18 protein-coding genes are annotated in these 19,863 nt (G+C 71.2%); 9 read left to right on the top strand and 9 right to left on the bottom strand.

Annotated elements, in window-relative coordinates:
• Positions 1 to 37: 37 nt before the first annotated feature.
• Both nhaA and HTZ77_RS16810 read left to right on the top strand, forming a co-directional pair.
• Entirely contained in the window at positions 38 to 1,297 is a 1,260-nt protein-coding gene (gene nhaA / locus HTZ77_RS16815; RefSeq protein WP_175590531.1) for a Na+/H+ antiporter NhaA, read from the top strand.
• Positions 1,298 to 1,448: 151 nt separating this feature from the next.
• Positions 1,449 to 2,630, top strand: coding sequence for a low temperature requirement protein A (locus tag HTZ77_RS16810; RefSeq protein WP_205302739.1), 1,182 nt, complete (start codon positions 1,449 to 1,451; stop codon positions 2,628 to 2,630).
• 3 nt (positions 2,631 to 2,633) lie between these two features.
• Here the strand turns inward: HTZ77_RS16810 and HTZ77_RS16805 are convergent, their stop codons facing one another.
• Both HTZ77_RS16805 and HTZ77_RS16800 read right to left on the bottom strand, forming a co-directional pair.
• On the bottom strand, positions 2,634 to 3,155 hold the full coding sequence (locus HTZ77_RS16805; protein WP_175590530.1) for a hypothetical protein: 522 nt from the start codon (positions 3,153 to 3,155) through the stop codon (positions 2,634 to 2,636).
• Between the two features lie 87 nt (positions 3,156 to 3,242).
• On the bottom strand, positions 3,243 to 4,121 hold the full coding sequence (locus HTZ77_RS16800; RefSeq protein ID WP_175590529.1) for an alpha/beta fold hydrolase: 879 nt from the start codon (positions 4,119 to 4,121) through the stop codon (positions 3,243 to 3,245).
• A gap of 233 nt (positions 4,122 to 4,354) precedes the next feature.
• Between HTZ77_RS16800 and HTZ77_RS16795 the strand changes: the two genes are divergently transcribed.
• The gene (locus HTZ77_RS16795) at positions 4,355 to 6,625 is read left to right on the top strand and encodes an AfsR/SARP family transcriptional regulator (RefSeq protein ID WP_328808622.1); all 2,271 of its coding nucleotides are present in this window, start codon (positions 4,355 to 4,357) and stop codon (positions 6,623 to 6,625) included.
• Positions 6,626 to 6,734: 109 nt separating this feature from the next.
• On the opposite strand, the gene HTZ77_RS16790 is transcribed toward HTZ77_RS16795, so the two are convergent.
• The gene (locus tag HTZ77_RS16790; RefSeq protein WP_175590528.1) at positions 6,735 to 7,403 is read right to left on the bottom strand and encodes a hypothetical protein; all 669 of its coding nucleotides are present in this window, start codon (positions 7,401 to 7,403) and stop codon (positions 6,735 to 6,737) included.
• Positions 7,404 to 7,563: 160 nt separating this feature from the next.
• Positions 7,564 to 8,127, bottom strand: a complete 564-nt coding sequence (locus HTZ77_RS16785; RefSeq protein WP_175590527.1) for a GNAT family N-acetyltransferase — start codon at positions 8,125 to 8,127, stop codon at positions 7,564 to 7,566.
• Between the two features lie 289 nt (positions 8,128 to 8,416).
• Between HTZ77_RS16785 and HTZ77_RS16780 the strand changes: the two genes are divergently transcribed.
• Positions 8,417 to 9,463, top strand: a complete 1,047-nt coding sequence (locus HTZ77_RS16780; protein WP_175590526.1) for a hypothetical protein — start codon at positions 8,417 to 8,419, stop codon at positions 9,461 to 9,463.
• A 238-nt stretch (positions 9,464 to 9,701) separates the two neighbouring features.
• On the opposite strand, the gene HTZ77_RS16775 is transcribed toward HTZ77_RS16780, so the two are convergent.
• Entirely contained in the window at positions 9,702 to 10,127 is a 426-nt protein-coding gene (locus tag HTZ77_RS16775; protein ID WP_175590525.1) for a hypothetical protein, read from the bottom strand.
• Positions 10,128 to 10,207: 80 nt separating this feature from the next.
• Here HTZ77_RS16775 and HTZ77_RS16770 point away from each other — a divergent pair, with 80 nt between their 5' ends.
• Positions 10,208 to 11,089 (top strand): TrmH family RNA methyltransferase, encoded by an 882-nt coding sequence (locus HTZ77_RS16770; protein ID WP_175590524.1) that lies wholly within the window; start codon positions 10,208 to 10,210, stop codon positions 11,087 to 11,089.
• Here the strand turns inward: HTZ77_RS16770 and HTZ77_RS16765 are convergent.
• From HTZ77_RS16765 to HTZ77_RS16755, 3 genes are all read right to left on the bottom strand, one after another.
• The gene (locus tag HTZ77_RS16765; RefSeq protein ID WP_175590523.1) at positions 11,086 to 11,487 is read right to left on the bottom strand and encodes a VOC family protein; all 402 of its coding nucleotides are present in this window, start codon (positions 11,485 to 11,487) and stop codon (positions 11,086 to 11,088) included. The two genes, HTZ77_RS16770 and HTZ77_RS16765, sit on opposite strands and share 4 nt — an antisense overlap.
• A 916-nt stretch (positions 11,488 to 12,403) precedes the next feature.
• Positions 12,404 to 13,222 (bottom strand): MerR family transcriptional regulator, encoded by an 819-nt coding sequence (locus HTZ77_RS16760; RefSeq protein ID WP_328808621.1) that lies wholly within the window; start codon positions 13,220 to 13,222, stop codon positions 12,404 to 12,406.
• 38 nt (positions 13,223 to 13,260) lie between these two features.
• Positions 13,261 to 13,767, bottom strand: a complete 507-nt coding sequence (locus HTZ77_RS16755; RefSeq protein ID WP_175590521.1) for a VOC family protein — start codon at positions 13,765 to 13,767, stop codon at positions 13,261 to 13,263.
• A gap of 1,008 nt (positions 13,768 to 14,775) precedes the next feature.
• On the opposite strand from HTZ77_RS16755, the gene HTZ77_RS16750 reads away from it, so the two are divergent.
• Entirely contained in the window at positions 14,776 to 15,210 is a 435-nt protein-coding gene (locus HTZ77_RS16750; protein ID WP_175590520.1) for an organic hydroperoxide resistance protein, read from the top strand.
• 520 nt (positions 15,211 to 15,730) lie between these two features.
• Here HTZ77_RS16750 and HTZ77_RS16745 read toward each other — a convergent pair.
• A complete protein-coding gene (locus tag HTZ77_RS16745; protein ID WP_175590519.1) occupies positions 15,731 to 16,438 on the bottom strand; it encodes an SDR family oxidoreductase in 708 nt (235 codons plus the stop codon).
• 59 nt (positions 16,439 to 16,497) lie between these two features.
• Here HTZ77_RS16745 and HTZ77_RS16740 point away from each other — a divergent pair, with 59 nt between their 5' ends.
• The 3 genes from HTZ77_RS16740 (at position 16,498) to HTZ77_RS16730 (ending at position 19,626) form a co-directional block, all read left to right on the top strand.
• Positions 16,498 to 16,905, top strand: coding sequence for a MerR family transcriptional regulator (locus HTZ77_RS16740; protein WP_175590807.1), 408 nt, complete (start codon positions 16,498 to 16,500; stop codon positions 16,903 to 16,905).
• A gap of 850 nt (positions 16,906 to 17,755) precedes the next feature.
• Positions 17,756 to 18,178 carry a hypothetical protein gene (locus tag HTZ77_RS16735; RefSeq protein WP_175590518.1) on the top strand — a complete coding sequence of 141 codons (423 nt, stop codon included), beginning with the start codon at positions 17,756 to 17,758 and terminating at the stop codon, positions 18,176 to 18,178.
• A complete protein-coding gene (locus HTZ77_RS16730; RefSeq protein WP_175590517.1) occupies positions 18,175 to 19,626 on the top strand; it encodes a NucA/NucB deoxyribonuclease domain-containing protein in 1,452 nt (483 codons plus the stop codon). The genes HTZ77_RS16735 and HTZ77_RS16730 overlap by 4 nt, the downstream gene beginning before the upstream one ends.
• The last annotated feature ends 237 nt before the right edge of the window (positions 19,627 to 19,863 follow it).

Genomic DNA, 19,863 nt, shown 5'->3' with positions numbered 1-19,863 from the left:
GCTGGTCCGTCGCCGACCCTTCCAGGGAGTCCTTGCCATGAGCCGCACCCCGTCCGCCCGTGTCCTGCGCCTGTTCGGCCTGGGCTCCCGCGCGGAGTCCCGGCGCATCGCCGACATCCTGCGCGCCGAGACCGTGGGCGGAGCGCTCCTGCTCGCCGGCGCCCTGCTCGGCATGCTCTGGGCGAACTCGCCGTGGGCCCACGGGTACGAGGCGCTGCGTTCCTTCGAGATCGGCCCCGCCGCCCTGCACCTGCGCCTCGACGTGGCGTCCTGGGCGGCCGACGGCCTGCTGGCCGTGTTCTTCTTCGTCGCCGGGCTGGAGCTCAAGCGCGAGTTCACGGCGGGCGACCTGCGCGACCCCAGGCGGGCGGCCGTGCCCGTCGCCGCCGCCATGGGGGGCGTGCTCGTGCCCGCCGTCGCGTACCTGGTGACCACCTCGCTCGCCGGGGCGGCGGACGCCGGCCGGGGATGGGCGATCCCGACCGCCACCGACATCGCCTTCGCGCTGGCGGTGCTCGCGGTGATCGGCCGGCACCTGCCGGCCGCGCTGCGCACGTTCCTGCTCACGCTGGCCGTGGTCGACGACCTGCTCGCCATCGTGATCATCGCCGTCTTCTACACCGAGCACCTGGCGCCCCTGCCGCTGCTGGGCGCCGTCGTGCCGCTGGCCGTGTTCTCCCTCCTCGTACGGCGGGGCGTGCGCGCCTGGTGGCTGCTGCTGCCGCTGGCCGTGCTCACGTGGGCCCTGGTCCACGCCTCCGGCGTCCATGCCACGGTGGCCGGGGTGCTGCTGGGCTTCGCCGTGCCCGCGCGGAAGGACGCGACGGTCGCCGAGCACTTCGAGCACCGCTTCCGGCCGCTGTCGGCGGGGGTGGCCGTGCCGGTGTTCGCGTTCCTGTCGGCCGGGGTGACGATCGGCGGGGTGGACGGGCTGAGCCGCGCGCTGACCGACCCGGTCGCCGTCGGCGTCGTCGCCGGGCTGGTGCTCGGCAAGCCGCTGGGCGTCATGGCCGCCACCTGGCTGGTGTCCCGGCTGACGCACGCCGAGCTGGACGAGAACCTCGCCTGGGTGGACGTGGCGGGGCTGGCCCTGCTGGCGGGCATCGGGTTCACCGTGTCGCTGCTCATCGGCGAGCTGGCCTTCGGCGCGGGCAGCGCGCGCGACGCGTACGTGAAGATCGCGGTGCTGGCGGGATCGCTGACGGCGGCGCTGCTCGCGGCGGTCGTGCTGCGCCTGCGCGACAACGTCTACCGCCGCATCGAGCAGACCCAGGCCGCCGCGCCGCCCTCCGCCTGACCGCTCCCCACTCCCGTCATCATCAGCGCTGCTGGGTGATCTCCGGCTCTACGATGAGCGTCATTGGCGACATACCGGATTCGCCGGTGTTGTACTTCGCCTGTCTGTGATTCGCCCTGTCTGTGATTCGGCTGTGTTGTGGAGGAAACCAGTGCCAGCGCCGATCCTTCGCCCTCGTGGCGAGACCGCCCGGGTCATGCCGGTCGAGCTGTTCTTCGACCTCGTGTACGTGTTCGCCATCACCCAGCTCTCGCACCTGCTCCTCGCCCACCTCGACATGGCCGGGGTGGCGCAGACGGTGTTGCTCACGCTGGCGGTGTGGTGGGCCTGGATGTACACCACCTGGACCACGAACTACTGCGACCCCGACCATCCGGTGCTGCGGCTGACACTGACCGGCGCCATGCTGGCCGGGCTGGTGATGGCGGCGGCGCTGCCGCAGGCGTTCGGGCCGCGGGCGATGTGGTTCGCCGGCGCCTACGTGGCGCTCCAGGTGGGGCGGACGCTCGTGGTGTCGATCGCGGCGCGCGCCCACCCGATCGGCGTGACGTTCCGGCTGGTGCTGGCCTACCACGTGCTCAGCGCGGTGCTGTGGATCGCGGGCGCCGCCATCGGCGGGGCCGCCCAGGGCGTGCTGTGGGCGGTCGCCCTGGCCGTGGAGTACTCAGGGCCCTGGCTCGGTTACCGCATGCCGTTCCTGGGCCGCGTCACCACGACCGACTGGACGATCGACGGCGCCCACATGGCCGAGCGCTGCCAGCTCTTCGTCATCATCGCGCTGGGCGAGTCGCTGCTGGTGACCGGGGTGTCGCTGGCCGACCACCCGCACCTGAGCGCCGCCGCCGTGGCCGCCTTCGCCGTCGCGTTCCTCGGCAGCGTGGCCACGTGGTGGGTGTACTTCCACCGCACCGCCGAGGCCGCTTCGGAGACCGCCGCCCACGTGGACGACACCGGGCGGCTCGGCAGGTCCGCCTACACCTACATCCACATCCCCATGGTGGCCGGCATCATCGTGGCCGCCGTGGGCGACGAGCTGGCGATCGCGCACCCGTTCGACCGGATCACCGCGGGTGCGGCGCTCGCGCTGCTGGGCGGGCCGGCGCTGTTCCTGGCGGGGCACGCGCTCTTCGTGCGGGCCGTGTTCGGGTGGGTGCCGGTCAACCGCCTCGTGGGGATCGGCGTGCTGGCGGCGGCCGGGCTGCTCGCCGCCGTGGCGCCCGGCCTGGTGCCGCCGCTCGTGCTCGCGGCCGTCGCCACGCTGGTGCTGGGCGCGGTCGCCGCCACGGACGGGCTGCGCGACCGGGCGCCCGCCCAGGCCGGGCTGGCCCCGTGACCGTCAGCTCACGCAGTCCTGGCCGTTGAGGCCGAGGGCGAGCGTCTCCACCTTGTTCCGCTGGTCGACGCCGAAGTAGTAATACGCCTTGCGGTTGCCCGGCACGGTCGCGTAGTAGCCGTTGATCTGCTCCTTGACCTTCGGGTACGCCTTCTGGACCTGGCGCAGGGTGGAGCCGACGGCGACCCCCTCGGGGGTGCGGGCCCCGCGCGGGGCGGAGATGACGGCCACGCCGTGCTTCTTGGAGATGTACAGGCTCACCTCGTCGCGAGGGTTGGGGTGAGCCTTGTAGTCCCAGCCGGAGCAGTTGTCGCGCGACTTGAGCACGATCTTGCCGGTCGCCTTGGCCTGCTGGGCCGTCATCCCCAGCTTGACGCCGCCATAGCCGTACGGGCCGAAGGAGCCCGGCGCGGCGGCCGCGGCCGGCGCCGGCGTGGCGGTGGCGGCCCCGGCCGGGCCCGCGATCAGCAGCGCGGTGGTCGTGGCCGCCAGTGCCGCGGCCGCCACCAGTCGAGTCGTGTGCATCCCCGTCCCCGTTTCCCTCGTTCGTCGATCACGTTGTCGTGTCCTTCTCTTCGATGCCGGGGACGGGCGAAAGGTTTGCCCTGCGGCTCAGCGGGCGAGAAGATCGCGCAGCGCGCCGGCGACCTCGGCGGGCGCCTCCTCCGCCATGAAGTGCCCGCAGGTGACGGAGACGTGCCGCAGACGGGGCGCCCAGGCGCCCCAGAGCGCCGCGGCGTCGAACCCGAGAGCGGCGCCCCAGTCCTGCTGCAGCACGGTGACCGGCATGCGCAGCCGGTTGCCCGCGTCGCGGTCGGCCCGGTCGTGGTCGACGTCGATGCCGGCCGAGGCGCGGTAGTCGGCCACGATCGACGGCACCGCCTCGCGGCAGGCCTCCAGGTACAAGGCGCGGACGTCGGCGGGGACGGCTCCCGGGTCGTTCGCCCAGATGTCGAGGAAGTGGCCGAAGAAGTCGTCCGCGGCGGCGGTGATCATCCGCTCGGGCAGGCCGGGCGGCTGCGCCATCAGGTAGAGGTGGAAGCCGACGGCGGCGCTGACGCCCCGCATCACGTCCCACATGTCGAGCGTCGGCAGCACGTCCAGGCAGGCGAGGTGGGTGATCACGTCGGGGTGGTCGAGTCCGGCGCGGAACGCGACCAGGGCGCCCCGGTCGTGGCCCGCGAGCGCGAACCGCTCGTGCCCCAGCGCGCGGGCCAGGGCGACGACGTCGGCGGCCATGGTGCGCTTGGCGTACACCGAGGGGCCGGTCGCGGCGGGCTTGTCGCTGGCCCCGTACCCGCGCAGGTCGGGGCAGATGACGGTGTGGTCGGCGGCGAGGTCGGCGGCGACGTGCCGCCACATGAGGTGGGTCTGCGGGAAGCCGTGCAGCAGCACGATCGGGGTGCCCGAGCCGGCGACGGCGGTGTGCAGGGAGACACCGTCGGCGACGGGGACGCGCCGGTAGTCGAAGCCGGTGATGGTGGCTGACATGGTGTTCGTGCCTTTCGTTGCGGTGTCCGGCGGGGGTTTGCGGGGGTGGGGCGGCGGTCGGCTGGGACTCGTTGCCGGGCCTGTGACGCCGTCATGGCCAGGCTGCCGGGCGCGAATGAGCATCCGATGAGCGCGCTACCGTGACATGGCACCCGCCGCCGCGTGAGGGGACTGCGGGGGGCTGCGTGAGCGGGGCTGCGTCCCATTCCTGGGGGGGCCTGGGAGGGGGGCGTGTGAAGGCGGGGATCGAGGGCCGGGTCGGCTTCGGGGTGCTGGGGCCGGTCGTCGCCTGGGACGGCTCCGGTGACGCGATCGCGTTGAAGGGGCCGCGGCATCGCGCGGTGCTGGCCCGGCTGATCGTCGCGCGCCGTCGCGTCGTCCCGGTCTCCAGCCTCGTCGAGGATCTGTGGGAGGACCCGCCCGAGGGGGCGGTGGGGGCGGTGCGCACGTTCGTGGCGGCGCTGCGCCGGGCGCTGGAGCCCGGGCGTCCGCCCCGGTCCCCCGCCCGGCTGCTGGTCACCGAGGGCCCCGGGTACGCGCTGCGCGCCGAGCCGTCCGCCGTGGACGCCTGGCGCTTCGAGCGGGCCGTGGCCGACGCCGTGACGATGGCGCCGGCCGAGGAACTGGCGCGGCTGGAGGAGGCACTGGGGTGGTGGCGCGGTCCCGCGTACGCCGACTTCGCCGACGAGTACTGGGCACGAACGGAGCGCTCCCGCCTGGCCGAGCTGCGGCTGCACGCCGTGGAGCGGCGGGCGGCGGCGCTGCTGGCCCTCGGCCGGGCGGCGGAGGCGGTGCCCGACCTGGACGCGCACGCGGCCGAGCATCCCTGGCGCGAGGAGGCTTGGCGATTGCTGGCCCTCGCCCTGTACCGCGCGGGGCGGCAGGGGGACGCGCTGGCGGTGCTGAGGCGGGCCCGGTCGCTCCTGGTGGAGCAGCTCGGCGTCGACCCGGGACCGGCGCTGCGCCGCCTGGAGGCCGACATCCTCCACCAGGCTCCCCACCTCGCCCCCGCCCCTTCGCCGGGTCAGAGCGCGGGCGGGCGGCTGTCGCGCGGGCCGGGCGGCGGGCGCTCGGCCGAGCAGGTGTGGGCGGAGGCGGCCGCCGCGTACGACAGCGCCGTGACGTCCGGCGCCCGGGCGCGGCTGGAGTCCACGATGGGCCTGCTGCGCAGCCTCGCGGTCACCGGGGCCGGCGGCCTGCAGGCGGCTCGGCGACACCGCGTCGCGGCCGTCGAGGCGGCCGCGGAGCTGGGCGATCCGGAGCTGACCGCGCGGGTGATCGGCGCGTACGACGTCCCGGCGATCTGGACCCGCGTCGACGACCCCGAACAGACGGCGCAGATCCTGGCGGCGGCCGAACGCGCCCTGACCGCCCTGACCGCCCTGACCGCCCCGACCGGGGCGGCCGGGCCGGCCGCGCTTCCGGCGCCCGGCCACGAGGCGGCGCGGGTACGGCTGCTGGCCACGATCGCCGTGGAGTCGCGCGGGGGCGGCCCCTCCGCGGCGGGAACGTCCGGCCACGGCCTCGCCCGGTCCGGAGACGGGTTCGCCGGTGGCGGCCGTCCCGCGCGGGGACGGGAGGCCGCCGAGGAGGCGGAACGGCTCGCGCGGCGCCTGGACGACCCGGCCCTGCTGGCGTTCGCCCTCAACGGCGCCTTCATGCAGACCTTCCACCGTGCGGGCCTGGCGGATCACCGCGACCGCATCGGTGCCGAGTTGGTCCTGCTGTCAGCCCGGCACGGCCTGGTCACCTCGGAGGTGCTGGGGCACCTCGTCCGTCTCCAGGCGCGCTGCGCGCTCGCGGACTTCCGTGCCGCCGACGACCACGCGGCGGCGGCCGACCGGCTGGCGGAACGCCATGAGCTGCCGTTGGTGGGCGTGTTCACGCAGTGGTACCGGGCGCTACGTCTCGCCGCGACCGGCCACCCGCCGGGCGACGACCGCGGTCACCCGCCTCGGGCGGACCGTGGCCACCCCACACGCGGCGACAACGGCCCGGTGATCGACGACGGCGGACGACCGGCGCAGCCCACCGAGGTCGAGGCCGCCTACCGGGACGCCGCCGCGCGGCTGGAAGGCGCCGGCATGCCCGGCATGGAGCGTGGCCTGTTGCCACTCGCGCTGCTCTGCCTGCGCGTACGGGACGACCAGCCGGCCCCGACGGAGGAGGACATCGACTGGGGTCCGTACGAGCCCTGGGTCCGGCCGCTGGTGCTGCTCGCCCAGGGCCGCCGCGACCTGGCCGCCACCGCGCTGCGCGAAGCACCGGAACCACCGGGCGACCTGCTGCTGGAGGCCCTGTGGTGCCTGACGGCCCGCGCGGCCGTCGCGCTCGGCGACCGGGAGACGATGGAGCGCGCCCACGCCGCCCTCCTGCCCGCGAAGCGGGAACTGGCCGGGGCCGGGAGCGGTGTCCTCACCGTCGGCCCGGTGTCGGCCCATCTCGCCGCCCTTGCCACCGCCCTGTCACGGGAGACGTCTCAGCCGCACCGTCCCGGGCCCTGAGCAACGCGGTGCGGCGTCCCCGGCGACGGAAACCACCTGACCGTCACCTGGCGGCCTAGGAGACGGCCGGGTGCCTCGCTCCAGGAACCGAGCCACGCTCGTCACCTGTTCACGCCGCGTCTCCGTCGTCACCTGACGATCTCGTGACGGGTTCGATCTCCAGTGGTGTGGTGGCGTCGCCGGTGATCTGGCGCAGTTGGACGAGGGTGCGGTCGAGCTGCGTCGCCAGACGGGGAATGGTCGCCGGCGGCAGATACGCCTCGGCGCCGGCGTCGAGCAGGCGCCGGACCGGGCCGTAGTAGCTGACGCCGAGCTCCTCGTCCTCGATCTCGGTGACGATGACCCGGGCCTTGGGGAACATCGACCGGAGGCCCGCGATCAACTGGGGGCTGACCGGCGGCGTCAGCAGCACGTCGGCTGTCGTGGGAGCGGCGTGCATGTCGAGCACGACGTAGTCGGAGCCCAGTTGGGTGGACAGTGACATGCGAGCCGACGCCGACAGCTTCATCGCGGTGGCGACGACCGTCACGCCGCTGTAGTCGATCGGAGGTTGTTCGCCGGCCCCCTCTGGAGCGCCGGTGCCGGCCGGGGTGCCGGGATCGACGACGGCGCCGTGGAGCACGCGAAGGGTGCTGGAGATCGCCGCGATCGACGCGCCGCCCCGCGTGATGACCAGCTCCTGCCCGGGCTCCAGGGCGTCGATGAGCGCCACGACGTCCTGGGGAAGCCTGCTCGCGTCGATCGACTGGGCGGCCCGCCCGGCGCGCTTGCCCGCCATCAGAACCGGAACGCTCTCAGGGCGGCGACGGCACCTTCGCGGTCGGCGTCTCGGACTCCGCGCGGCACCAGGCGACGCGATTCGACGACAGCGGCAGACAGCAACATTCTCATGACGCTCAACCCTCCCCCTTCAGCTTGCGCTGTGCTGAATGCTGAGATCAGCTTCGGAACATGGACAGGCGAGCCGTGCAGAGGGTCTGCTCGGCGCCGAACTCCTCGAACGTACTGACGGGGCGGAAGCCGAGGCGGGCGGCGAGTTTCAGCGACCGCGTGTTCGCGGTCTGGGTCACGAGCAAGACCGGCTGGTCGGGGAACTCGGCAGCCGCGGCGCGCAGCGCGGCCGTCGCGGCCTCGAAGGCGAACCCCGCGCCCCACGCACTGCGCCGCAGAACGTAGCCCAGTTCCAGTTCCTCGCCGTCCTCGGTGACCTGCCCGGGGCGATCGGCCGACCGGCGAGCGAGCATCAGGGTCCCTACGACCTGGTTCGTCGCGTTGTCCGCGATGACATAACTGCCGGGCCTGGCGGTCGCGTCGGCGGCCAGGACCGTGTCGAGATGCTGCTCGACCTCATCCCGAGGCCGGGGACCACCGAGGTATGCCCGAACCTCAGGGTCGGTCGAGAGCTCGACGAGTCCTTCGCGGTCGGTCTCGTGCAACGCCTTGCGAAGCAGGAGTCGTTCCGAACGAATTTCCGCGACGGACAGCGTGGACGATCGACTCATAGGCCCATGATCCTAGAACACGAGCCTCTTTCTGAGGTTGCCGCATTCGCCCGCGCCCGCGGCATTGACGCGCACCTGGCCGGCCTCCTCACCGACATCCCGAGCCCGATCAGCTTCCGAGTGCTGCCCGAACTGACCTGCAGACGCTGCTGCTCCTCACGAGCAAAGTCCGCTCAGCATCGTTCGACGCCGCGGAAGGCCGTTCACCATGGGGGAAGCGGGACCGACGGCGGGGAAGGCGGTCGGTAAACCTGGTGCAGCGGCGCCTGGGGTCCGCCACGATGAGGTCATGAGTGATCCGTCCGGACATGGTGGAGATCGGTCGACGGCGCAGGCACGCGATCGGTGGCTCGGCCGGATCCTGCGCGAGGGCGCCGTTCCCGAGCTGCTGGAGGCGCTCGCCGAGCGGTTGTCGCCGACCGATCTGCAGACGCTGCTGCTGGAGGTCTGTCGTCGTCGCGCCGCCACGGTGACGCCCGCTCGTCTGCTGCACGCCTACGAGCGCAACCGTTTCACCCGGCCGTCGGCGCTGGACGCCGGCGAGCTGGCACGCCTGGAATCCCTGGTGCACGGGCGGCTGTCCGAGCGCGCCTTCACCACCGTGGCCCTGTCGCCGCTGTGTCCGCTGGGCACCGTCTCGGCGGTGGCGACCGCGGACCAGAACAAGGTGGTCACGACCGTCCGCACCACCGAGGTCGTCGCGGACGCCACCAACGCGCTGGCTCTGGAGTGCGCGGTACGCCGCCGGGAGCTGCTGCGCTCCGATCCGCGCTCACGCCGGCGGGTCCGTCTGGCGGCCGTTCACCGGGTGGTGCGCGCCCAGGCCTTCGCCGTGCCGGGCATGGCGGCGCACTTCGCGCTGCTGGGGCTGTGCACCGCCGGTCGTGACGAGGGCTCGTTCACCTTCGAGACCGCGGCCCTGGCCGAGCAGATCGGCGTCCACCTCGACATCCTGCACAGCGCCCGCGCGCTCGGTTACCAGATCACGGCGGTGCGCGTGTCCGTCACCGACCTGACCGCCGGACGGCATCGCCGAGCCTTGCGTGAGGACGTCCTGGACCAGCTCGCGCAGGCGTATCCCAGCACCGCGTTCGCCTTCGACGACGACCGCACCGGCGGCCGCGGCTACTACCGGGACGCCTGCTTCGAGATCCGCGCCACCACCCCGGCCGGAGACGATCTCAACCTAGGCGACGGCGGTCTTGTCACCTGGAGCGCCGACCTGCTCGGCAACGCCAAGGAACGCCTGCTCATCAGCGGTCTGGGGCTCGAGCGCCTTTGCGAACGCTTCGGCCCGCCCGCCTGCGGCGATCAGACGGGCATCCGGCCGATGTGACCGCTCCCCAACGGCTGCGGCGGACGAGACAGCCGCCAGACCAGATCGACCTCGCTCTCGCCCGGGAGCGAGGGCAACCGGGCGGCACGGCGTCCGGTCTGGCTGAAGCCCGCACGCCGGGGGTGCCCGACCTGGCCCCCCGCACGACCTCATCACCATGCTCGGTGAGCTGCGCCACCGCGAGACCGGCTTCACCAGCCTCCACGAGAAGCGTCGAGCCTGGGCGGCACGGTGCGGGTCACGTCGTCTCAGCCGCCTCTCGGGGCTTCGAGTGGCCCCGTGTGTGCATCGCGCATCGACGTCGGCTCATGCCGTTCGTGGCATCGGCGAACGGCGATACGCAGCTGGTCTCCACACACACCTTGATCCGGTGCCATCCATCGCAGATCACCAGGAGCAGCAAGGCGTGCCGGGCAGCAGACACGTCCGCGATGACTCCATGCCGGAGACGTCGCCATACCTCGGGCACGGGAGCGTCGTCACGGACGATATCCGTCCACAACATCGCCGTCGCCCGATCGCTGTCATCGTCTTGAGCGTTGACGTACCGCGTCACGAGTCCGGGATGACGTTCGATCGCCGCGTCCACCATCGCCGCGACCCGCACGATGACGCTGATCGGGCTCCGTAATCCGCGCGTCGCACGACTCACCTGTTGATTCATGACCCGAAACCTAGGGCCTCACGTCACGTCGAAGTCGAGCCGCTTGACTCTCACGTAACGTCATATCGAACACTGACCGCATGAGGCATACGACCGATCCGGGAAAGGCGTGGGTCGGCCCGCGCGGCACCGCTCTCGAAGCCGTGATCGAGAGCACCTGTCATCCCGCTGTTCGCCGCGTGGCCGATGTGCTCCGGACCCCGAGCGGGGCTCAGCGCGTCATTCTCATCGACGACGAGGAGAACATCGCGCAGGCGCTGCGTTGTGGCATCAGATTCGACAGCCTGTACGCCACCATCGGCATGGAGTCGGCCGTCCCGGAGATCTTCATCCCCGCCGGCGCGCGGCATGTGCCGATGCACCTGCTTTCCGAGCGCACGGTGAAAGAGCTGTTCGGCAACGACAAGCGGTCCCGTGTGTTCGCCCTCGCCCACCGTCCTCGGCGGCCGACGCTCGGCGACCTGTCAGACCGGGATGGCGACATCGTCGTCCTGGACGGAGTACGACTCGCGGGCAACATCGGCGCGATCACCCGCACCGCATGCGCACTCGGCGCCGCCGGCGTCGTGCTGCTCGACAGCGGGCTCACCTCCGTCCTGGACAGGCGGTTGATCCGCGCCAGCCGGGGTCTGGTGTTCTCGCTTCCCGTCGTGCTCGCCTCCCGTCAGGAACTGCGTGATTACCTGCGGCAGCAGGGCATCAGCGTCGCCGGCCTCGCCGTGGACGCCTCGACGCCGCTCAATGTCATCAGCACAGTACGCCGGCGCCTCGCCCTCCTGATAGGCGGCGAACGAACCGGGACATCAGACGACATGGACGTGCTCGCGGAGCATCGATACCGGATTCCCATGACCTCGGGGGTCGAGTCCTTCAACGTCTCCGTGGCCACCGGAATCGCCCTCTATGAACGCCGGGAAGGACGGATGTCGAGGTGGTCAGAAACCTGCGCCCAGCTCCGTTAGGGCCACACCACCCCTTCGTCGGTCCACGTGACCCCTTTGTTGCGGCACAGGCAGAAGGGATGCCCGGCCGGGTCGGTGTAGATCCGCCAGCCGTAACCCTCGGGTCCGATGAAGTCCTTCTGCAGTGTCGCGCCGAGTTCGACGACGCGACGCTGTTCGGTCTCGATGTCATCCACTTCGAAGTCGAGGTGGTACTGCTTGGGGTGCTCGTCGTCGGGCCAGTGCGGGGGACGGTAGTCGTTCACCCGCTGAAAGGCCAGCTCGACCGCGCCGAAGCGGATGCCGGCCCATTGGTCGTCGCTGTCCTCCTTGATCGCGCGGCCCGTCAGTTCGGAGTAGAAGGCCGCCAGCTTCATCGGGTCCGGGCAGTCGATGATGAAATCCGTGAGTTGGAGCATCAGGCGATGATGCCACAGGACAGGACGTGGGCCCCTTCGCCTCCCCTGATCGTCCTGACCGAGGGGCGGGACCGGCGCGGCGGCTCCTCCGGTCTCGTGGCTCTCGGCCACTTCCTCCAGCCCAGGTGGCTTCATCCCAGTGGTGGCCGCACGATGTGCGGCGACGCGCGAGCCGTTCCGTCCGGGCGGCGTCAACGAGTCGGCCGGGGTTCCAGGGCGGGACGAGCGGGCCGTGCGCCGGCCGGTATCGGAGGGGGCACACCGATCTGACCACCGGCGAGCTCTACCGGGAAGAAATCGCCTTCCCTCCCGGCCGGTGGACGCGTGGACGGGCGGCCGGACCAACGTCCAGGACCAGTCCCGGGCCTCTCGAGCCCCTACGGGGGAACGGTGTCCGGTCGCCTCTCTACCCGCCCACTCCGTCCTCTGAGCTGGAGCGTCCCTCTGAACTGGAGCGTCATGGACGAGATCTACCTCCGAGAGGTGTGCGCCCGCCGCGCCGAGCCCGGCCGTGGTGATCAGCTACGCCCGCATGAGCATCCGCCCGGGAGACCACAGCCCCACGAGGTGGGCGGGCCCGACATCGGTTGCCTCCTCGGGTCGGTGCCGCGAGAGCGCATGCCGGACACCATGGCCAGGTCCTCATCACAGCCGGCAGCGCTCACCGGCCGGACACTGCCCTGGCCGGCCCGGCCTCGATGGGCGATGGGCGATGGGCCCCGACACTCGACTTCGCCCAGTCCTTCTGCCGCTCCCGGGTCCAGCAGTAGCCGGTTCGTCGCCACACCGGGGTTGGGCGTCGTGTCGGCGAGGTTGGGGGGCTGCCGGCACGATCTCGCGCTCCCGGGCGATCGGGTCATCCGGCCATCGTCGAAAGGCAACCCGGAGCGTACTTGGTGACGTGGGCACGGGTACGTCAGGTCCAAGTCGCCGAATCCGGGTCGACGCCTCGATCGCGGGCGTTGGCGTCGATGATGTCACGGAGCCAGAGGGTCAGGCCTGGCTCGATCGCGTCGTAGTAGGCCGTGAAGCCAGGATCGGCGGCGTACTTCTTTCCCAGGCAGACCTGCATCGAAAGGGTGCAGTCGAAGTACGCGTCGATGGAGGTCCTGTGTCGTTCCGCCAGGGCGTTGGCTTCGGTACTGCCTGGCCTGACTCCGGCGCGCTTGGCCGCTGCCAGGTCGTGCTCGAGCGTTACGACGTTGTCGGCGATCTGCTGCCAGTCGTCGGGGGTCATGCCCGCGGCGCGCTCGGCGTACTGTGCCCATTGAGGTGTGTCGCCCCATCGGTCATGTGCGCCCTCGGCCAGTGACGGCTTCCAGCGCTGCCCGAAGATCGCGACTTGTTCCTCCGCGGAGAGCAGGGTGCCGGCGCTTGCGGCTTCGATCATGCGATCGACCGCGTCGACCATGGCCTGCAGGCGGGAGATGCGATCGAGGAGCTGGGCGCGCTGCAGTCTCAGCGGCACGGTCATGTCGACCGTCGGAGCATCGAGAAGTGCACCGATGTCGTCGAGCGACAGACCGAGCTCGCGGTAGATGAGCACCCGGTGGATGCGTGCGAGGTCGGCCGCGGAGTAGAGCCGGTAACCGCTGGTGCTTCGCCCGGACGGCCGGACGAGCCCGATCGCGTCCCAGTGATGGAGGGTGCGGACGGTGACTTCCACGCGCGATGCCGTGGCCCCGACGGTCAGGCCGCCGGGGCCCGCGGCATCGTCCAGCGCGTTGTTGGTCACGCTGTCGAGTCTGACATGCGTGTCCGACCTGTGCGGTTTCATCCCTTGGGGAGCGTGAAGCCGTTTTCTTCCAGGTAGCGTGCCTCGGCGCTGTCGTGGTCGAGAGGACGGGCCGCAGTCATGATGACGCGAGCGTTCTCCGGGGTGATGACCTCCAGTTCCACGGTGTTCCACGGGGTCTGTCGCGGTCCTGTCGTGCATCCGGGCACCAGCGCGGCGCACGCCTGCGCGATCTCGTCGACCTGGCTCAGCACGCAGCTGAAGCCGATGGTCACCGTCGCAGGGGTAGGCAGGGCGTCGGTCGGGACGAGCAGAGCGTCTTGGAACGCCCACCGTCGAAGATGCGTGACCTGGCCCGGGACCGTGAACAGGTCGATGAAACCGAGCCCGCGGGTCCAGAAATCCACGGACGCGGCCAGGTCCGGCGTCGGCACCGTGACGTACATCGGCATGCCGTAGATGCCCCGGTAGATCTCAGGTGGCGTCGCGTCGGGCCCGGGCGGGGGAACAGGGCTGATCTCGAATGCTTCGTAGTAGTCGGCCATGGGGTCATCGTGGTGCCTGACGCAACGTCAGGGTCAAATCCGGATCAGCACGTGCAGCAAGATGCACGAGTCTCATCCAGGGGCCTCAGCTCGCGGCCGGCGGCCAGCGGCTGACGGGACCACTGACGACTGGCGGCTGGCGGCTGGCGGCTGGCGGCCGGGTGCCGGGTGCCGGGTGCCGGGTGCCGGGTGTGAGCTCGGCCAGTCGCATGCCGGTCAGTCCTCCCAGGCGGCATGCTCCCATGCCGGTACGGCTCCCCCTGACCCGCGTGCGACTGTCCTGTCCAGTGGTCCCCATGGCGTCCCCCGTCCCCGGCGGCCGACTGTGCGCCGCCGTTCCCGTCCCCGACAAGCAGGGTTCTCGCCTGCCTTGCCGTCCTGTGCGGCGAGTGCGGAGAAGGAGCCATATGGACGACATGCAGGTCAGCTTCACCGGACGTATCGCCTTCGACCCGAAGTTCTGGAACGCCGACGGCGACATGCCGCCCATATGGTCGGCCACCGTGGAGACCTCCGGGCCCCCGGCCACGGCCGGAGCGGAACCTGCATTCCGACCCGCTCGATCGAGGTCGTGGCCCACGGACTGGACGCGATCCGGGGCCGCAGAGTCCTACCACGTCGGCCACGTGATCACGGTCCAGGCGCGGGGCTTAAAGGCCCACGCCTACGAGTCGGAGGATCGTCCAGGGCAACCGAACCGTGCGGGCGTTCCCCGAGCGGTCGCCAAGGCACTGGCGATGTCTTCCCGGTACGACCTGGTACGCCAGGAGCCGCGCGAGTGGCCGCCGGCTTCGAGGTCGGCGCCTTCGCGCGACCCGCGTGGCGGTTGCCGGTGGATGTCCCGCTGGACAGCCCGCACGCTCGAGCATCGCGGCGGATCAGCGCGTACCAGCCGAGCTTGAGCTTGGGCCGCATCGGCGCCGCCGTATCGAGACCTTCAGCGTTGACTTCTTGATTTTGAAGTCTATGATTCTCTTTCCAGAAGAACGTTGCAGGGAAAGGAACATCATGGTGAAGGCGCTTTACACCGCACGGGCGCACGTGGCCGGAGGGCGGGCCGACGGCCACGGGCGTACCGAGGACGGCCGGCTGGAGGTGAACCTCAGGCAGCCCAAGGAGCTGGGCGGGGACGGCGACGGAGCGAACCCCGAACAGCTCTTCGCCATCGGCTACGCGGCCTGCTTCGCCGCCTCACTGGCCTTGGTGGGGCAGCGCAAGCAACTACGGGCCGACGACGCGGCCATCGACTCGAAGGTCATGCTCATCCCGGCCGGCAACGGCGGCTTCAAGCTGGGTGTCGAGCTGGACATCACGCTGCCGTCGATCACCGAGCCCGCGCTGGCCACCGGCCTGGTCGAGGTGGCCCATCAGGTGTGCCCGTACTCCAACGCCACCCGCGGCAACATCGAGGTGGCGCTGGTCGTGAACGGGACGCCGCTGTGACACGTCAGGCCGTACGCCTGCCATAACGCGCCAGGCCGTACACCTGCCGCAACTCGCCAGGGCTGTTGCACATCAGGGCGGTGACGCATGACGAGTAGCGACATGGCGACAGCACTCCCTGAGCCCGGACAGTTCACCCACGGCGCAAGCTCGTTTCGGGTCTCGGGGCGCCTTCTAGACGGTAATCGTCGATGGGGCCCCGCAGAACCGTGATTCATTTCGCCGAAGCTGACTGCGCTGCGGCCGGAATGGCGAGGCGTCCCACAACCGCGACCCGAGGAAGTCGTGAAACAACCTGTGTGTTCGTTCGCTGGTTGAGCGTGGACATAACCGCAGGACCAGGCGCCGGCATTCTTCGGGAAGTGATGAGATCTCAGAAATTCCGAAGGTCTGTCGTCCTCGTCGTGCGCCTTGCATGAATGGCGAGGACGAGGAGGTCGGGACGGCCGGAGCCGATCGGTCCGTCCCGGCCGGTGGCCTGGCCGCCGCGCGCGGTTCGCATACGGGCCGAGCCTGGAGGTCAGGCCGTGAGGGCGGCCCCTGCTTCCCGGTAGATGACGCTCGGGTCCTCGGACAGCCACGCCTTCACCTGGCGGCTCCAGGCGTCGGCGAGCACCTCTGACCGGTGCGCCTCGATGCCGTCGAGGGCTGCCGCGACGATCGCCTCGGGGGCGGTCTTGTCGCCGTCGTACCAGGCCATCATGTCGGTGTCCGCGGCGCCCAGGTGCAGGCCCGTCACCAGGGTGCCCTGGCCGGCCAGCTCCAGGCGGACGCTGTTGGTGAGCGCCCATTCGGCGGCCTTGGCCGCGTGGTAGGCGCCCGCGCCGTCGAAGGCGAGCCAGGAGATCGCGGACAGGACGTTGAGGATCGCGCCGTCGGCCAGTTGGGGCGCGAAGGCGCGCACGACGTTGAGGGTGCCGTAGAAATGGGTGTCCATCTCACGGCGGATCGCGTCCAGGTCGCCGGTGACGAGGTTCGCGCCGGTGGCGATGCCCGCGTTGTTGATGACGATCTTGACGTCGGGTGCCGCGGCGGCCGCGGCCGTGACCGACGCCGGGTCCGTGATGTCCAGGCGCAGCGGGATGACTCCCGGTACGTCGATGAGGTCGGGACGGCGGGCGGTGGCGTACACCTTGCCGGCGCCGCGGTCGAGGAGGGAAAGGACGAATTGCCGACCCAGGCCCCGGTTGGCGCCTGTGACCAGCACATGTGCTCCGTTGATCTGCATGCCGGATAGGTTAAAACCTGACGTTGACGTCAGGGGCAAGTGTTGTGATGGAGGACACGGTGCGTATCGGCGAGTTGGCGGCGCGGTCGGGTGTCAGCGTGCGGGCCTTGCGATACTACGAGGAGCAGGGACTGCTGCAGGCGGACCGGAGCGAGTCCGGGCAGCGTCACTATCCCGAGGCGGCGGCCGACCGCGTTCAGCTGATCCAGACGCTCTACTCCGCCGGCTTGTCCAGCCGGACCATCGCCGAACTGCTGCCCTGCGTCGATGCCAGGGTCAGCACTCCCGAATCGCGTGCCCGGCTGGCCGCCGAGCGTGATCGCATCGACGCCCAGATCGCCGCGCTGGCCCGTACTCGTGACAACCTGGACGCGGTCATCGCCTCCACCCGGAACCCGGCCTGTGGCTGCGCGCGGATCGGGGAGCAAGATGTCCCCGCGCAGGCGAGTCACTCCGCGACGCCATGATCGCCGCGGCCCGGTTCGGGTTCGCCGCCAAGAACGCGGTCCGTCATGCCGAAGACGTCCGGGCACTTCCGCGGACTACCGGCTGAGGAGCAGGACTCCGTCGGCCCCCGGAGCCTTTCTTGGATTCCTTCAGAGCGCCTTGCAGTTCGCGTGAACGCCGTTGGCGCTGAAAGGTGATGTGCGGACATCCGCGGCGTGCACCTGTCACGCGACGTGCCGCCATCCGGGGCGTGCGTCTGTCATTCGACCAACGCCGTCACACACCTCGGGCCCGGTGCTCCGCCGCCGCGGCCACCTCGAGGACGCCGTGCCCAGCCGCGCCAAGACCAACTCCGTCGAGTCGAGTCGAGCCGCACTGAGGGCTGCTCTTCAAGATCTTCCTTGAGGACCCCGTCCGCGAGGAGCACGCGCGGGTGATCTGACGCTGCCATCGCCGATCACAGCGCCGTCAGAAGAACGCGTACTCCCCTCCCTCGAACGAACACCGCCGACAAGCGGGCGGGCAGGCGAGCCCCGACGGCGTTGTTCGAGGTTGATTGTTCGCCTTCGCGGGCTCGAAGCCGAACAACTTCAGTGGGCTAGACAGTCAGCGGACCGGCAGGAATATGCCGCTCTTCTCTCTCCCCATCCCGATTCGGTGTGTTCCGCCGACCCTTCGCGAAGGAGAACCATGTCCGCTGTCAGGCGTCTGACAGGCGTCGCGGCGGTGTGCGCGTTAGCCGCCACCGCCCTCGCCGCGTCACCCGCCCAAGCCGCTGCGCCACCCAGCGCTCCGGACGCTGCGCCACCGGGCGCTCCGGCCTCGGTGCCGCCCGGCGGCCCGGCCGTCAAGTCGGCCCCGTCAACCTCGGTGACGAAGTCCACCTCGCCCGCCACCGCGCCGCCCGACGGCTGCTGGGGTACGGGGCCGGTCGCGACCGACCCCATGGGCGTCCGCTGGGCGACCCGTTACTGCCGCGCCTACCGCACCGGCGACGTCTACAACTACGTCGGCGGCGTGTGGCAGCCCATCGGCCGGCTCAACGCGGGCGACAGCTGGTTCGCCTGCCAGGCCCACGGGCCGGAGAACCCGCCCGTCCAGCAATGGCTGAACGACATCTGGCTCTACACCGAGGCCGACGACTTCTGGGACGCCGGGGGCTGGGGCGGGTTCCCGGCCACCCACGTGACCGGTGGCGTCAACTACGGCCCGATCCCCGACCTGCCGTGGTGCCCCTGGGAGAACACGCTCGCCAAGCGCGGCGTGCCGGAGAACACGGGAGCCCTGTCATGAGCCGCCCGACCTCCGCGGCCCGCGCCGTGCTCGGCCTGATCCTCGTGACGGCGACCTGCCTGGGCGCCTCCTCCGCGACGACAGCCACCGCGACAGCCGCAGCCACCACGACCCGGACCGCCGCCGCGATCCCGATCAGAGCCACAGCGGCCACGGCCGAGGCCGGCCCCGCGACCGTGGTGGCGGCGCCGCCCGCCCCCTCGCCGGCTCCCTCGGACGCCGAGGCCCACGAGCGGGCGCTGCGGATGGCCCGGGAGCTCGGCGACCACTCCTACTTCGACGCCGACAAGGCCCCGCGGAGCCGGCCCGAGCACGGCCTGCTCGCCGCCGCGGCCGACTTCCCGGCCACACCTCCCCAGCCCGACACCAACGACTGCCTGGTCCAGCGCGAGGCGCGGCGGCTCCAGGGCTGGACCTACAACCGCCTCCTGTGGTGCCAGGAGATCGAGCACGAGACGCGCTACGAGAAGACCGACCAGTCGGGAAACCGCTTCTACGTGGGAAGCGTCTGGATCCGGTGGGAGATGGTCGCGCTGGGCAGCAACACCCAGCGCACCATCCGGGTGTTCTGGCGGCCGGTGCCCGCCACGGTGCGGTACGTGGCCTGGACGGCCCCGGAGGACCCGAGCCAGTTGTTCTTCGGGGTGCACGCCGAGTGCGTCCAGGGCAGGCAGAACCCCTCCTTCTGCTGGACCGACCAGGTGCAGGACAGGACCACGTGGCAGGCGTGGAACACCACCACCCAGTGGACGTACTGGGACATCCAGGCCCCGGCCCAGGCCGGGGACTCCAGCCGCGAGAAGATCACCCGTCCCGACTGGTACCTGGTCACCGACAGCAGGTCGCTCACCTTCCCGGAGCAGGATCGGGTCGGCCACACCCTGCCCCTGCCGCTGCGCTGCGACTCGGCCGACTACTTCTCCATCTTCGGCCGGCCGTACGACAAGGCGTGCGTGTTCACCGCCGTGGTCCCGCACATCCAGTACAACCTGTCCAGCACCAAGCACGCGGCGGTCGCCCGGCACATCCGCGACGCGCAGCTCAGCCCGGACACCACCTATCCCATCGAGAACCACCGGAAGGTGTTCCCGGGCTGGTGGGAGCCCGGCGACAGCCCGCCGAACCCGCTGCACCGGGTCGAGAAGGAGGGCACAGTCGGCAACGCCAACGAGACGTGGAAGGACTACGCCTGCAAGGGCGGCGGGCCCTACACCGCGGCGACGCGGCTGCCGCCGAGGACGCCCCAGCAGGTGGCGGAGGGCTGGCAGTGCGACGAGTACCCCTTCCGCGCCACCGCTGAGGGAGCGAGCAGCGGCACCTGGGACTTCTCGGTGCGCTGGGTCCCGCCGGGCGACAACACCTCGGCCGGCGGCTCGTTGAGCGGGTTCTTCTGGAGGGACCGGATCCTGTTCGTCAACGACCCCTTCTGGGTCAAGATCAACCCCTGAGGCGGGCCCACTCGCGTCCCCCTCTGCTCGACCGTTTCCTCAGCCCTCGACGAGGGCTGAGGAAACGTCCGTCCTGCACCCTCCGGCCTGGTCGGGAGGAGGAGGGGAGGGAGGGAAGGGGCGCGCTCTCATGAGCGCGGGCGTACCTGGGGCAGCCGGAGGACGCACCGTCCCGCCCTCCGTGAAACGGTGGCCGGCGCAGAGAGCGTCCTGTTCACCAGCAGCGGAACGCGCCCG

It is taken from the genome of Nonomuraea montanisoli (assembly GCF_013363975.1).
Lineage (GTDB): Bacteria > Actinomycetota > Actinomycetes > Streptosporangiales > Streptosporangiaceae > Nonomuraea > Nonomuraea montanisoli.
Note: the sequence above shows the minus strand (reverse complement) of the source record. Positions and strands in the feature narration are given on the sequence as shown.